Source organism: Vibrio sp. V15_P4S5T153, from assembly GCF_963874485.1.
Lineage (GTDB): Bacteria > Pseudomonadota > Gammaproteobacteria > Enterobacterales > Vibrionaceae > Vibrio > Vibrio anguillarum.
In genome coordinates, this window is record NZ_CAWNHR010000017.1 from 604,648 (window position 1) to 619,130 (window position 14,483).

Sequence of the window (14,483 nt, forward strand, 5' to 3'; positions counted from 1 at the left end):
TTTGATATAATGGAGGAAACTAATTTTTAAGAAAGTATAAAATGAGCATTAAGAACACTGCAATTATTGATGGGAATTCGCTTTTCGTTGGTGAAAAGCTTGACATACCTGTATTGACAATGACAGCAAGAACCTTGTTGAAAGATTACTTGCCAGACTTCACATCATGCTTCTTTGACAAAAGCAAAGAAAACCGTCCAGATGTTCAACAAGCTAAATCAATCTTATCAGCTTTAGGTTACAACGTAACCTTTACTGATAAACCCGTTGATCTTGCTGCGAACCTTACAAAAGATAAAAGTTTCATATTTGCTACCAATAACCGCTCGTTTTGTCAGTTTCTAGGTGAAGGTTCTTTAGTATTTTCACTTAACAGTAATCAAATTATTGATGAGCAAATAATTCGAAACGTTCTAGGCATCACACCATCTCTTATCCCAGAGTTTCTCGCTGTTTGCGGAGATATGGATCAAGGTTTTGAGCCTGTATGCATGAGTGATCCGAGTCTGATTGCAAAGTTTATAAATGAAAAATCTAAAAATGAATCATTTTATGATTTGCTTTATTCAAACTTTTCAATTTCCGTTAGTAAAGATGAGCTTAAAAACCGAGTTGGATTATTAACTGGAAATTCATCACAATCATTTATGCAATCATCAATTTCTAGAAAAGCCATAGATCCAGAAAGGCTTTATGATAGCTACAAAAACAACAAGATGTACTACTGGCTTCCTGATGCAGACCGTCTACAGTCAGGTTTTACTATTGATGGTTCTTTGTACTCTAGAGCAATTGTTGGAGAGGAAAATTTAGAAGCTGCGCTTCATCACATTAGAAAGAAGAAGTCTTGTTACATTTATACAGATAATCTGTGCGCAAACAATGAAGTAATTTCTATATCACCAGACCAATCAGAAACATATATTTTCAGACTTAATAGTCCAGAACTAAAAGAGCTACTTAATTTCATTTCAAAAAATGAAGATGTTGTGGTTGCAACGAATAATACAAAAGAAATAATTAAAGCGCTAAACCTTGATTATGGGTTCAAAAACAGAATTATTTCAGACTTTGATTTAGGTTACTACGTCCTAGATTCTAGACAAAGTAAAACCTCTTTTGGTCAAAGAATCTCTGATTTAGTTAAAATCAACTTAAAGCCAGATCGATTAATCAATAAAAGTGAAAACATTCATGAGGTTTACGCTGCCATTGCAGATAAGACTGATGCTTCATTGAGGGCTTGTAGACAAGTTCACAGACTGCTGAGGCGTGAGAATAACGATGGCTACCTCCGTAATATAGAAATACCATCAGCCTTCTCCTTAGCTAGCATGGAGGATACAGGTGTTGTCGTAAACTATGATTTATTACAGTCTATGCTAAACAATTTGGCTAAGAAGGTTGCTGTATTAGAATCTGAAATAAAAAGCATTACGAATACTGAGTTTGATGTTAATTCACCAGCTAAATTAGCTGAAGTTCTTTATGACAAACTCAAACTTCCTGCACCAAAAAACAGAAGCACTAACGAAGAAGCATTAAGGCAATTGCAAAACAAACATACAGTTATTGGAAAAATACTTGACTTCAGAAAGTATAGTTACATTAAAAACAATGTGGTTTCACCAATAATAACCAGGGTTAGTAAAGACGAGCCATTAATCAAGTGTACATTTACTCAAGATGTAACTGCAACTGGCAGGCTTAGTACCATAGATCCTAACTTACAGGGCTTGCCATCTAAGGATGTGATCGCTAAGCACGTTAAAACTGCATTTGTTTCACGGTTTTTTGATGGAAGGATCTTATCTCTGGACTATTCTCAAATCGAACTGAGAATTTTAGCTCATTTGTCGCAAGACCCTAAACTGTTACAAGCGTTTAAAGATGGCAAGGACATACACAGAGCAACTGCGGCTGAGGTATTTAGCGTTCTAGAATCTCAAGTTACGGACGATCAAAGACGTGCCGCTAAATCTATCAACTTTGGTCTCATATATGGAATGACAAAGTATGGTTTAGCCAAAGACTTGAACAGTACTGTTCAAGAGGCTCAACGTTATATGGGACTCTACTTCTCTAGATATCCTCAGGTTGAGAAGTATTTGAATGGTGTAAGAGAGTTTGCAATTCAAAATGGTTACGTTAATACCATTGGTGGTAGAAGAATCCTTATTGAAAATGCTGATTCCAATGATGAACGCCTGAGGGATAAAGCTTTGCGACAGGCTGTTAACGCGCCAATGCAGGGAAGTGCGGCGGAGCTGATCAAGATGGCTATGTGTTCAGTTTCCGATTTAATTGATACTCAACAGATGAAGAGCAAGCTTGTTCTACAAGTTCATGATGAACTAGTTTTTGATGTTCACCCTGATGAAGTCGAAAGTTTTTATTTATTAATTAAAAACAAAATGGAAAAAATTGTTAACCTTTCTGTTCCATTGGTTGTCGATGCTGAGCAGGGTCTAAACTGGGGTTCTGTTAAAGAAATATCTCCAGAAACAAGCAAAAAGCAAAGAAAAACCAATGAATTGACTGTTTAGATTGACATTTGTTGTGGTGATTGGTATAAATCATCACATACAAAGACAAATTAACAAAGAGTTTAGTTCATGACTGATAAACCAAAGGCGCAACATCATTGTTCATTCTGCTCGGAAAAGCGTGGTGACTTAGTAAACGGAGCAACCAAAAATGTATTTATTTGCAGTGAATGCTCAAAAACATCATATGATCTGTTAAAAGAATGCATGGCTAACGATCAAGCTAAAAGTGTGATGTTGAGCGCTCCAAAGCCAGTAGAAATCTTTGACTACTTGTCACAGTACATTATTGGTCAAGATGAAGCTAAAAAGACACTTGCTGTTGCTGTTTATAATCACTACAAGCGAATCAATGCAACTCAAGCAAATGACGATGTCGAGCTTGATAAGTCAAATGTTTTACTTATCGGTCCAACAGGTACTGGTAAAACACTATTTGCTCAAACACTAGCTAAAATGCTTGGTGTTCCTTTCGCTATTTGTGATGCAACATCCCTGACTGAGGCTGGCTATGTCGGTGATGATACAGAGACAATTATTCAGCGCCTTCTTATGAATTGCGATTACGATGTAGAAAAGGCGCAGAAAGGCATTGTCTACATTGACGAAATTGATAAAATCGCTAAAAAGGCGCAATCTACAAATATTACAAGGGATGTGTCTGGTGAGGGTGTCCAACAAGCTTTACTGAAGATCATTGAAGGCACCGTTGCTTCTGTTCAACCTACGGGCAAACGTAAAAATCCACAGCAAGAGTTCCTTCAGGTAGATACATCTAACATCCTCTTTATCTGTGGTGGTTCATTTGCTGGTATTGAAGAAATCTTAAAAGAGAAGAAAAAATCGGATTCTGTAAACATTGGCATCTTTAGAGATGAGAATGCTGATAAAGCTGAAGAGACTAAAAACGTACTAGCAGACTTAGAGCATGAAGACTTAGTTTCGTTCGGACTTATCCCTGAATTTGTTGGTCGCCTACCTTCAATTGCTGTATTGAACGAACTTACTAAAGAAGAACTTCTTCGTATATGTACAGAGCCGAAGAATGCAATTCTAAAGCAATACATGAAGCTGTTTGAGCTGGATGGTAATAAGCTAGTCATTTCCGATGAAGCTCTAGATCAGCTCGTTGATATGGCATTAAAGCGTAAGATCGGCGCTCGCGGCGTTCGTAACATGCTTGAAGAGCGACTAAAAGATATTATGTTTACGTCACCATCTTCAGAAGAAACTGTTTTCGAGCTGCAACTTCTTCCAAAAGAAGAAGTTGAGTTAAAAGAAGCAGCATAAGACTAGATTGGATGATTGAAGCCCCGAATGGGGCTTTTTTATTGGCTAAATTAACCACTAATTAGCTCGATGATAATTACCCCACTAACCTACTAACCTACTAACCTACTAACCTACTAACCTACTAACCTACTAACCTACTAACCTACTAACCTACTAACCTACTAACCTACTAACTTACTAACCTACTAACCTACTAACCTACTAACCTACTAACTTACTAACCTACTAACCTACTAACCTATTAGAAAACTAAATTACTGCTGTAGCATTTACCTCAAATCATCAAGAGAGCCAATTCATAAATTGAAGAAATCTCTTTCGACAGTATTACTGACATGATTTTCATGTCTTCTTATGTGACATTTGGTGTTACAGGTGTCCAACGCAAAATTATCCATAACCTCGCTCTTATTATCCTAGCAGAATAATAGAGTTATCGGTCTTAGTGTTATAACAACCTGAATTTCAATGGGATCGGGTATAGAGAAAGGATTTGTATTGAGATTACAGGCATTAAAAAAGGAGGCTTATGCCTCCTTTTGTATGATTACGCTTTACTTGATTTGAGTAAGAAACTGCTTAGTTGCATCTCGCCACTTCTTACATTCCTCTTCACGCTCAACTGTATAATTCACTAGTCGAGAAATACTTTGAGAAACCTCTAAGCCTATTTGCTGAGCTTGATTGTTGCCGTTCAGCTTATCAATACTGCCCATAACCTCTTCAAGAAGCGCTTCTAGTTGCTGAGACATGTTGACTGAACTCTCAGTCGAAGTTGCTTGCTGTACGTTTACAGCAGATGAATCAACCACAGGCTCTTGCTTTTGCTCAATACCGCTTGGCTGAACATCCGTAAGTTCATTTTCGTTAGAGCTTTCACTCATAGAGCTAGGGAAAGCCTCAAAAACAAAATCGTCTCCAAATGCATCTGACGGGTCTACTTTATGCTCTTGAGTTTGAACAGGTTGTTCTAGAGTGATTGATGCATTCGATACTGATTGAGCCACCTCTTTAGTAGTCGCAAGCTCCCAATCAAGTACAGTGCTAAATTTTCGCTCTTCTTTAGGTAATTTCAGATCCTCAACTTTTTGTAGAAGACCGATATCTGAAGTTTCACCTTCAACCAGGTACATTAGGCGAGCTTTCGTTTTTGTAGTTTGAATAACACCTTCATTAACAAGCTCTTCAAGCCAGGAAGAGAAAGTAGGCATTGATACATTAAGTACAGGCTTAGTAAGCTCAAAAAGGTTGGCTTTATTCATACTATCGCCTTTCTCAGCTAACATTTGTCGTATGATAGCACCTGAAACTTGACGTTTCTCCTTTCTATTTAAATCTGATACTTTAGCAATATCAAGTTTGTATAGCGGTTTGAGGTAATCACTCATTTCCACAGGTTGCTTAGTTTCAGCTTTTGCTATCGACAAAGTTTCTCTTTCTGTCGATTTGGCAGTAGTTTGAGGTTTAGGTGACGATACTGGCGCTGATGCACTTCCAGCGTTAACAGCTACAGGATTTGTAACCACGGACGGTTCTGGTGCGTAGTTAGAGATAAGTGACTGTAATTCAGCATCACTCATTTTCTCAACATTATCAAAGTTATCTTCAACAATGTATAGGTTTGCATCCTGTAACTCGCTCAAGAGGTCATCTTCTTTCAAATAACCCTCTTTTGCTAACGCCCCACAAACATTCAGCAGGTCATCCATTGTATAGCCTGTAAGGTTTGCATCTTTGAAGAAAGGGTCAGCATGAAAATAGTTGTTGTCATCATTTCTGTTTTTAGAAATGTAACTAATCATACTTTTTGCTAGATCAGCAAGGATATCACTATCATCATTTGAAATGGTGTTAGCCTGAGTGTTCTTCTCAATGTTGATTGCTGGTGAAGCTTCAACTTTAGGTTCTTTTGAACCACCTTGAACAATTGAACCTTTCAATGATTTAGATGCTTCCGCAAGGAAACCACCTTCAGCAAAGCTAAAGCCTTCTGGTAATGGGTGAGCTTCTAGGTATGCTTCATCACCAGTAAAAGTAAGTACTGGCAAACCACCATCATATTTGTGATCAATAACTGAATCTTTTTTCAGGTCAGAGCTGGCTAGCTTTAGGAATTGTCGCTTCTGTTTAGTTTCAGTAGCGATTTCAGAAAGTGAAAGACCGATGCGGCCTTGTTTTTGTGCTATTGCTAAGGAGTTAGCGATAATGCTTTTGTATTGTTCGGTAGATAAGTTCATCTTCTTGCCTCGCCTCATCGATTTGTATTCTGAATTATATACATAAAGATAGGCGAGGCAAGTATTTTTTGCAAAATATTTAAGAAATTTTACTATTTCTTTTTACGCAATTTCTTTTTGTTGCTCTTTTTAGACATAAGAAGATCTTTGCGCTTAACCATTTCTTCAATAAACCACTCTTTTGATAGCTTAGTTTTAATACCAATAGGCAGTTTTGAGTAAACAGTTTCCGCAAAAGTTTGCAGCTTTGTGTCATCTTCAAGAGCTTCTTTGATCTCGTCACGAGAAAATTCTGAAACAATCTTTTGAACTGCTGGAGTAAGCATTGCTAATTGTTTAGTACTCGCAATACCTGCACCAATTTGATTCACATACTTTTTAATACCCATTTTTCTTTTCCATTTATTTATTTTTTTATATTATTTTTTTGCAAAACGTGATCGATGTCATGCTGCACTTATTATTTGTGGAGAAGATTATCATTATGGTTTGACATAATCAAACCGTTTTTTTACTTCTTTATCTAAATGGAGAAATTTCGCTCGATTTGACTTTTTCTGTTGTTTGACCTTCTGCTGTATCTTTCTTTGTTATGATTTCTAGAGATAAAGCAATCCTTTCATGAAGCGTCATTTCATTATTTGCAAAGATATTGTCTAGTTCATGGTATGTTTTTAAATCACAAAGTACAGGTGCAACCTGGCTTGCTTTAAGTAATGAGCTTTTCGCATGAACATTTAAGGTGTTTTCATCATTTATATATCTTTTTGATATCTTCTCAGAGTGATATGCAAAAGTACTTGGTCGTGACAATCCATACCTAACTAACAGTAATGCAACCATTAGATCTTTTTGAATTAACCTATAACCGCAATCTTTACTCATTTTCTCAATGCCTAAGTTTACACCATTAGGTAAAATTTCTGGGTAGTATGGAAATTCAGGCTTATCGTGACCCTTAATTGTTCTTGAAATAAATTTATAATCAACCTTATCTCTGTACTGAGAGATTATGTTAAAAAACTCTTTATTGTTAATACTGCTTAAATCAGGCTTGAAACGTGCTTCTTTTATGATTGCTGGTTTTTTTACAGCTTTCAAAGTGTGTCTCACTAGTAAACTATAAACTTTATCTCTATCAGATAGAGAAGATAATGGAGCATATGGATTGAAGTTTGGATTTAAGGGGATTAAAGCGCCATGACTATGCTGAACCCTCTCAATCTTTGATAATTTATTATTCCCTTTTTTAGCTCTAGATATAATGCTTTCTCTTGAATCAGGAACAATCCCAAACTCACTTGCTAATTCGATAAGGGTGCTAACATCATCATCCGAAACAGAACATGAGTCGGTTCTAAAATATGATATTAAACCTTCTGCGTATAAATCCTGTAAATGTTTGAAAACTTCTATCACTTTCATATTCAATGAACTGGCAATATTAATCATCGCCTGCTTACCATTCCAAAGTGTGCTGCTATCAAGCAATTCATTCTCATCAGATTGGATCAATTCAATCTTGGTAATGTTTGAAAGTTGCTCAGTAATACCCTTTATTGCATCTCTATCCATATTGAAGCAATCAAAGATTAGCTTTACATTTTTTCCGTCAGATTGAAGGTTTTTATATATGATTCCAGACTTTTGAGCGTTTTTCTCTATGTGTGATAACACTGGAGTAATGACTCTGCCAACTTCTGATCTATTTCTAATATCAGTTACTGACAGATTGAACCCTATAATTCTGTTGACTGTTCTTTTAGATATGTGTTCATTAACCATCTTCATATCTATATCTCGACCATTACCGATTGCTTTAAGAACTGAATTAGTAGTCATATCTTTAATTATAGATCTTTGATAGCTGTTTATTATTTCCTTAGCCAAATCGAAAGCTATCTTTTCTCCCTCTGTGTCATCATCTGTACAAATTAGTGTTTTTCCATATTTTCCGCTTTCAGATCGGATTTTTTTTATTAAATGCTCATCTAAATACACTTCTTCTGCGGCGTATGTTTCAAGATTTACACCCATCCTATTGGATGGGAAATCACGAATCCTGCCTCTTGTTGATATGACTTTGAAGTTTGTGCATCCAACCTCATTTAGAAGTTGAGTTAATTTATAAACTTTCCAATCAGATTCAATGATCATTAAAAAGTTTTTCATAGATATTGTTTCCTACTAAAAAGCCCCATTCGGGGCTTTACTATCAGTTACGCATTCCACCTACATTGCGTTGTTCCATCTCATTTACAACGGTATCATTAGGGTCAACATCAAGATCTAAACCGTCCTTATCACCAGTTACGTTCTCTGTAATGTTCTCAACAGCGTCCTGAGTGGTTTTGTTAACTTCCCCAACTACATTCTCGGTTACTGCCTGCGCAATCTCACATGCATTCAGAGCGCTGATATCTAAGTCAAACCCTGGCAAGCTTGGGAATTTCAATCCTAAATCGCAGTTAGCATCATCACTATTTGACCAGTAGTCACTATCTTCTGCTTTGTTTTTTGTATCAATTCCATACTCAGTTTCACAAGACTGCTCTTGCTTCTCAATATACTTTTTGATTTTTGCCTTGGATTCTGTTTTGCAAACACTTGGTCTTTTAGGTACGGCATCAGCAGCACTCACGTTGACAGGTAGCATGTAGGCGCTGCCAATAGCTAAACTTAAAAATGTTAGTTTTATCTTATTCATTTCTTTTCTCCGAATATTGCTTCGTTCACAAAAAGATCTACAAGTAATCTAGTTTGAGAAATTGATTGGACTCTTTTATATACTGCTTTTGCTTCAAGCTTCAGAGGATCTTCTTGTTTATTTTTATAAATGTCAGCACACTCTAGGAAGATTTTAGCCCCCCATCCTATACGAGTTTCTGAGGATGATTGAGAATCTAACCATGAAAGGGCTGATAAAGATTGTCGTGCAGGCATTGCTGATAACACTGCAATGAAATCCCTTATTGTTTTATTGTCCGCTTTCATAGCTCGAACTTCATCACAATGAGGTAAAAGATCTGCAAGTTGTTTGAACATGTCTGGAAATTCCTCATATTTATGAGTCCAAACCTCTTTATTTTCCAGATCGTTCATGAAGCCTCTAAAATCAGGCTCTAACGTTCCCCAAAACAAATCTTGAAAACCAGGCGAGAATATATCTTGCGAGTTATTTTTCATTTTATATCTCTTAATCTGTTAGTATTTCAAAGTTGACTTTGATAATATATTATTATTAAATTAACCTAAATAAAAGTGTAAAGTTCCTTTCTATTTAATAATGAATAATAACCTCTTTTTAAGGAATTGAAAACAATATGAAATTCGAAAATTTTGCCCCATATGTAAGTAAAGACGAGCTAATTAGTTGCGGAACCCTATTTAAAGAAAGTAAAAAGGTTAGGGAAATGAAACAGCTAAGCACCAAATTTATAGAAAGAGATTTCGGTAAATATGGTTTTACTCATAGGACACAAGTTAGCCGCGACTTAAGTAATAGCGGATTTGTTCTTGGCAATAAAATATAAAGGTTTGAATAAAATGAATAAATTAAAGAAAACCGTATTGGCTGTAGTTCTCGGTTCAAGTTTGACAGTTAGCGCTCCATCTTACGCCATTCCTAACGTTGACTTTGCAAACCTAACAGAAGAAATCGTTGGCAACATACAATCAGCATCTCAATGGGTATCAGAATCTCAACTTATGACAGCTATGATGGCTGCTGATTCCTATTTCCAGCAAGCCATTATGTCAATGGATTCGTTTCTTGCACAATTCTCATTACAGAAAGAATTAAAACTCCAAGAATCACTTCATAACCTTATGGTTAAAGAGATGTCAGAGCCAGATAAGCAAGCGCCTCGCACTTGTGCAATCCAAAAGGTATCAAATGCTGTTGACTGTGTTACTACTGATACAACAGTTTCAAAACTGGATAAGGATTCGCACGAAAATAACAACTTTACAGATAGTCAGGTAAAGGTGATTGAAAAGAAAGTTGAAAAAACTAAAGAACTACTAGAGCTATGTCGAAATCTACAGTATGCAGATAATATTGATGGAACAGACAAGCTTTCAACAAGCCTTTGTTTACGTGGCGGGATCTTGCTTGGTACTGAAACTCAAGATGCGTATGAGCCTGGTGAGCAAGTCGCTGCTGATACAATCATAGATTTAATAACAGGTCCCTTGCCAGAGCACAAAATGTCCCAAACTTTACCAGATGGTTCGTATGAAAAAGACGAAATGATGGTTAAAGAAATGAGAAAACTTGCAATAAGGTCACTCGCTGTCTCTTCACTTCAACATATTGCTTCTGTTAGAGGTTCTGCTGGTGAAAGCAGTGAGCTTAAAGCGCCATCGGAACTATCTCTTTTACAAGATTTCTCTGATGAAAGATGGGGAAATCCTGAATGGGTTGTTGAAGTAGCTGGAGCAACAGCCGATCAAAAAGATGCAGTAATGCCAACCGAGTTGCAAAGAAGAATGGCTGTAATGCAAGCGTTCCAAATACATTTGGATATTATAAAGTACAAACAGCAGTTAAGAATGGAAGCTCTGCAAGCATCTTCTTTAATGCTAGATGTTGAAAACAGTTCAAACTTAACTAAATAAATTAAAAATAAATAACAAATAACAATAAAATTTAGGAAAAGAATATGAAAAGGTTTTTTTGGGGCGTTGTTACGGCAACTCTACCATTACAAGCATTTGCAAATGGATACGACAATAATGACTTCATAGACAAGCAAGTATTCCCTATCAATTCCTTGATAGTAAGTGCCTTTATACTTCTTGGCTTAGCCCTTATTGGTGCGGGATTGTATGACGTTAAAAGAAATGCGGAGAATAAAAACCAGCACCCTATTTCACATGCTGTAAGTAAGATGTTCACAGGTATGCTGTTGTTATCATCAAGTGCTGCATACCACATTTTCTCAGGAACAGTATCGAATAGTACGCCTAGCTACAGCATGGATGTTTTATCAATTAATGAAAGTGACATGCTTGGAAAGGTTGGCGATTTAAGTAATAGCTGGTTAGGTGAATACTTACCCGCACAAACCATTGAAATGCTCATAGGTATAATTTTCTTGTTTGGCGTTTACTCATTTCTGAAAGGTATTTACATACTGAAAGACATGGGAGCACCAAAGCAACAAGGACAGGACTCAAGTCCACTTAAAAAGTCAGCTATTCATATTGGCGCGGGTATGATTGCAATGAATATCCTTGATTTTGCTTGTTTTGTAGGCAATACGCTAAATATGCCATTTTTATGTTTTAATTAGGTATATATAAATGATAAAAAAACTATTCGGAATGATTGCATCAGATGCAACAAAAGAATTAAAAAACAATGTAACAATAAAATATATTAAAGACATTAAGGAAACAGCAAAAGCGGAAGGTAAAATTTCCCCTGCTGTTTCTAGCTCTATATCTAAAGAAGAGTTTTTCAATAGATACAAAGCACTGAGATTAACCAATATCGGCGTAATAGCGTTATTTCTATTCTGCTTATGGCAAGCCCTGATTTTTAGTTCAATTTTGTCAACCATAATTTGCCTTGGATTTGTAGCAGGTCTATCGCTACTTTACTGGTCGAATTCATATCAATTATGGAGAGCTAGAATTGTTGCAAGGAATTGGTCTCAACGTCACAAGGTTTTAACCACATCATACGTTCAATATTTCAATGTAATCAAACGAAAACCTTTAGAATTTGCTCCAATTAAGTTATTATTTAAGTAACAATAAAATGGAAAAATAACAAAATGAACATTAATAAAATACCAATTAAAAATGTTGTTCTAATGTTCTTCATATTTTTCCTTGCCTTAGGTAGTGCAAGCGCCTATGCAAGTGATGTTTCTTATGGGGAAAATTCTGTTAACAGCGCTTTTAATAACATTTTAAATATGCCAGTGTCACTGGATCCTACAGATTCTAACGTTGACTATTTTCATGTTTGGTTAAGAATAATTTTTGGTAGCTTTATATTTGAGCCTTGGACAAATGATAGTGGTGACATCTCAATCTTGGCTTCTGCTGTAGGTTTTACTAATTTATTAGCGATTACCTTTGGTACAGTAGTTATGGTCTACGTCCTTGGTGGTGGTGCCTTAAACTCTACTCATAGTGGTGAGGTTCTTAATAGAAACTGGTCTCCTGTTTGGATGCCTATTCGATCTGTTCTTGGTATCGGACTTGTAATGCCTGTGCCTGGTATTGGTGGCGGTGTAATGTCTATGTCGCAAGTAGGTATTATATGGCTTGTTATCTTTGGCTCCAACTCAGCTACATTCCTTTGGAACAATACAGCCGAGAAGTTAACGACTGATGGAATTTACGGGTACTCACCTGTATCTCCAGGGAATAAACCGCTGCTGAATATTGCTCAAAGTCTAACCTGTGTTGATCACAACGTAAAAGCAGAACGCGTTATTCCAGGCTATAAACGAGCAGGATCTGATGCAAACAAGGCTCAAATTGCTACTGTTGATTACTACACAGGTAGAACTAAGCAGATAAAAACTGTGGATGGCAAAACTAAAAAGGTGTACGAAATCAAACAAGAACAAGTTTTTGCCGATGTGATTAAAACAGATGCTGAAACTTATTCATACAGAATTGCAAATATCGGTGGTTTAAATCAAATTTTGAAATCTGATATTCAGGTTAATAAAGTTAACTTCCAGTATGGTTGTGGTTCAATTTCAGTTATTGATAAAAGTGATGCCATAATCAATGAAAATCAATCTTTAACTAGCTCGGATCTTGAGGAAATCAAAAATTTTGAAACTGCATTTGGAATGTTCCAAAAAGACACGTTGCCTAAAGCTATTGATGCTGCATTTTCGATTGCAATAGATATTGGCGACCTTGATAAAGGAAACCCTGAACGAGCATATCAGCAAGTTAAGTCTCCAAATATTGAGGGAGCTAATGAGCAAATATTGCGTCAAATCGAGGCGAATGCGGAACGTTTTGCTATTGCAGGAAGTCAATTCCAAGAAGCTGTTACTCATAACATTCCAAGCTACTTATTTAGAGAATTAACAGGTAATGAGAAAAAACAAGTTGATCGTATCACTAAGGGTGGCTGGGCTGCTGCTGGCTTGTGGTTCATTGAGGTTGGATCTACGCAACAAAAAGTAGGTTCCCTGGACATCGATAATAAGATATCGCCTCCACCAGTGGCAAATTTATGTCAGAACGTTACAAGTAACATAAAAGCTTCTACAGTATGTAAGCAATCGTCTGCCAACTATGATGCTGCAATTGGTCTGCTAACTCATTTATATAAGGCTTCAAATGGATATGTAGAAGGAATTGACCCTAAAGCAGCTAAAAGTAATTCTGTAAATGTTGATTCATTCTTAGGTAAATGCCCAAATTATGACGATTGTGAAATTGATGAAGACGTAGCTTCAAATTACGCAACATCAACAGCGCAGTGGATTTTAAATAATTTCGCTAGTGGTCCAATTTTGTTCGATGAGCAAGAACCTGGTGAAACCGTAGAGGGAAATATGTTTAATCCTGCTGGTTTCTCTAACCCATTTCTTACATTGTCCTCTATTGGTCATACAATGAATTCATACGCAATGGTTGGATATGGCATTGGTGTGTTAGCTAAAGCAACTAGTGCTGCAATGCCAGGAATTGGTGAGGGTTGGGCTGCTAGTTTAGATGGTACTGGTTTGTTTAAAGCAGGATTAAGATTTGGAGCTTCAATTGTTGGTTCTGTGGCTAATCTTGTGTTTGTAATTGTTCTTTCATATTTAGCTTGTGGTTTTGTTTTGGCGTACATGATCCCATTCCTTCCAGTAATAGCTTGGACAAATATGATGATAGGCTATTTGGTTACAGTAATTGAAGCGTCAACAGCAGCGCCATTGGCAGTTGTCCAAATGTTACTGCCTGAAGGTCAAGGTATATTGGGTCAAAGGCTTGAGAGAGCAATGCAATTGTTAATTGTTGTAATTCTAAAGCCATCTCTCATGATTATTGGTCTCATCGGTGCAATTACAATTGCTTCACTTGGATTCACTATCTTTAATACATTCTTCTGGTCAGCAGCAAAAATGTACTTATACGGTAGTCCACTTGACTTGTTTGCTCTAATTGCGCTATACACTGCAACAGCCTTAACAATAACACAAACCATAGTTTCAATTATGTACACATTACCTAACCACATTTTAGAGTGGTTTGCAGGTGGTGCTGGGAATAGAGGCTTTGGTGAAGATAAAGTAGGTGAATCATTAAAAGGTAGCGTTAGCGATATCAAACATAAAGCTGACGGTATTATGAGAACACTGAAAATGAATGCCAGAAGGCAGTCTAATAAAGATAATGACGCCCCAGATAATGGGGATGATAAAAAAGGCTGATA

12 protein-coding genes are annotated in these 14,483 nt (G+C 36.5%); 7 read left to right on the forward strand and 5 right to left on the reverse strand.

Going from position 1 to position 14,483, the window contains the following annotated elements; translation table 11 throughout:
- Positions 1 to 41 precede the first annotated feature (41 nt).
- Complete coding sequence (locus AACT42_RS13515; protein ID WP_094182869.1) at positions 42 to 2,546, forward strand: DNA polymerase; 2,505 nt, start codon at positions 42 to 44, stop codon at positions 2,544 to 2,546.
- A gap of 69 nt (positions 2,547 to 2,615) precedes the next feature.
- Complete coding sequence (gene clpX / locus AACT42_RS13520) at positions 2,616 to 3,836, forward strand: ATP-dependent Clp protease ATP-binding subunit ClpX (protein WP_094134006.1); 1,221 nt, start codon at positions 2,616 to 2,618, stop codon at positions 3,834 to 3,836.
- 557 nt (positions 3,837 to 4,393) lie between these two features.
- Here clpX and AACT42_RS13525 read toward each other — a convergent pair.
- From AACT42_RS13525 to AACT42_RS13545, 5 genes are all read right to left on the reverse strand, one after another.
- The gene (locus AACT42_RS13525; protein WP_094134005.1) at positions 4,394 to 6,076 is read right to left on the reverse strand and encodes a hypothetical protein; all 1,683 of its coding nucleotides are present in this window, start codon (positions 6,074 to 6,076) and stop codon (positions 4,394 to 4,396) included.
- 92 nt (positions 6,077 to 6,168) lie between these two features.
- Entirely contained in the window at positions 6,169 to 6,465 is a 297-nt protein-coding gene (locus AACT42_RS13530) for a hypothetical protein (protein WP_094134004.1), read from the reverse strand.
- A gap of 130 nt (positions 6,466 to 6,595) precedes the next feature.
- Positions 6,596 to 8,248, reverse strand: a complete 1,653-nt coding sequence (locus AACT42_RS13535) for a DNA topoisomerase (protein ID WP_094131814.1) — start codon at positions 8,246 to 8,248, stop codon at positions 6,596 to 6,598.
- A 43-nt stretch (positions 8,249 to 8,291) separates the two neighbouring features.
- Positions 8,292 to 8,783, reverse strand: a complete 492-nt coding sequence (locus AACT42_RS13540; protein WP_094131815.1) for a hypothetical protein — start codon at positions 8,781 to 8,783, stop codon at positions 8,292 to 8,294.
- Positions 8,780 to 9,262 (reverse strand): type IVB secretion system protein IcmW, encoded by a 483-nt coding sequence (locus AACT42_RS13545; RefSeq protein ID WP_038129310.1) that lies wholly within the window; start codon positions 9,260 to 9,262, stop codon positions 8,780 to 8,782. Before AACT42_RS13545 ends, AACT42_RS13540 begins: the two co-directional genes overlap by 4 nt.
- Before the next feature lie 137 nt (positions 9,263 to 9,399).
- On the opposite strand from AACT42_RS13545, the gene AACT42_RS13550 reads away from it, so the two are divergent.
- The 5 genes from AACT42_RS13550 to AACT42_RS13570 are packed head-to-tail and all read left to right on the forward strand — an operon-like array spanning position 9,400 to position 14,481.
- Complete coding sequence (locus tag AACT42_RS13550; RefSeq protein WP_045592669.1) at positions 9,400 to 9,609, forward strand: hypothetical protein; 210 nt, start codon at positions 9,400 to 9,402, stop codon at positions 9,607 to 9,609.
- 13 nt (positions 9,610 to 9,622) lie between these two features.
- Positions 9,623 to 10,696, forward strand: a complete 1,074-nt coding sequence (locus AACT42_RS13555) for a hypothetical protein (RefSeq protein ID WP_094182870.1) — start codon at positions 9,623 to 9,625, stop codon at positions 10,694 to 10,696.
- 44 nt (positions 10,697 to 10,740) lie between these two features.
- On the forward strand, positions 10,741 to 11,373 hold the full coding sequence (locus tag AACT42_RS13560) for a hypothetical protein (protein ID WP_094132734.1): 633 nt from the start codon (positions 10,741 to 10,743) through the stop codon (positions 11,371 to 11,373).
- Between the two features lie 10 nt (positions 11,374 to 11,383).
- Complete coding sequence (locus tag AACT42_RS13565) at positions 11,384 to 11,836, forward strand: hypothetical protein (protein ID WP_094132736.1); 453 nt, start codon at positions 11,384 to 11,386, stop codon at positions 11,834 to 11,836.
- A 23-nt stretch (positions 11,837 to 11,859) separates the two neighbouring features.
- On the forward strand, positions 11,860 to 14,481 hold the full coding sequence (locus AACT42_RS13570) for a DotA/TraY family protein (protein ID WP_094132738.1): 2,622 nt from the start codon (positions 11,860 to 11,862) through the stop codon (positions 14,479 to 14,481).
- Positions 14,482 to 14,483 lie beyond the last annotated feature (2 nt).

What these genes read in the sequence shown, in the direction of transcription:
- AACT42_RS13555 (WP_094182870.1), top strand. Translation starts at nt 9,623, where the DNA reads ATGAATAAATTAAAGAAAACCGTATTGGCTGTAGTTCTCGGTTCAAGT.
- AACT42_RS13540 (WP_094131815.1), bottom strand. Translation starts at nt 8,783, where the DNA reads ATGAATAAGATAAAACTAACATTTTTAAGTTTAGCTATTGGCAGCGCC.
- AACT42_RS13530 (WP_094134004.1), bottom strand. Translation starts at nt 6,465, where the DNA reads ATGGGTATTAAAAAGTATGTGAATCAAATTGGTGCAGGTATTGCGAGT.
- AACT42_RS13535 (WP_094131814.1), bottom strand. Translation starts at nt 8,248, where the DNA reads ATGAAAAACTTTTTAATGATCATTGAATCTGATTGGAAAGTTTATAAA.
- AACT42_RS13545 (WP_038129310.1), bottom strand. Translation starts at nt 9,262, where the DNA reads ATGAAAAATAACTCGCAAGATATATTCTCGCCTGGTTTTCAAGATTTG.
- clpX (WP_094134006.1), top strand. Translation starts at nt 2,616, where the DNA reads ATGACTGATAAACCAAAGGCGCAACATCATTGTTCATTCTGCTCGGAA.
- AACT42_RS13570 (WP_094132738.1), top strand. Translation starts at nt 11,860, where the DNA reads ATGAACATTAATAAAATACCAATTAAAAATGTTGTTCTAATGTTCTTC.
- AACT42_RS13550 (WP_045592669.1), top strand. Translation starts at nt 9,400, where the DNA reads ATGAAATTCGAAAATTTTGCCCCATATGTAAGTAAAGACGAGCTAATT.
- AACT42_RS13525 (WP_094134005.1), bottom strand. Translation starts at nt 6,076, where the DNA reads ATGAACTTATCTACCGAACAATACAAAAGCATTATCGCTAACTCCTTA.
- AACT42_RS13565 (WP_094132736.1), top strand. Translation starts at nt 11,384, where the DNA reads ATGATAAAAAAACTATTCGGAATGATTGCATCAGATGCAACAAAAGAA.
- AACT42_RS13515 (WP_094182869.1), top strand. Translation starts at nt 42, where the DNA reads ATGAGCATTAAGAACACTGCAATTATTGATGGGAATTCGCTTTTCGTT.
- AACT42_RS13560 (WP_094132734.1), top strand. Translation starts at nt 10,741, where the DNA reads ATGAAAAGGTTTTTTTGGGGCGTTGTTACGGCAACTCTACCATTACAA.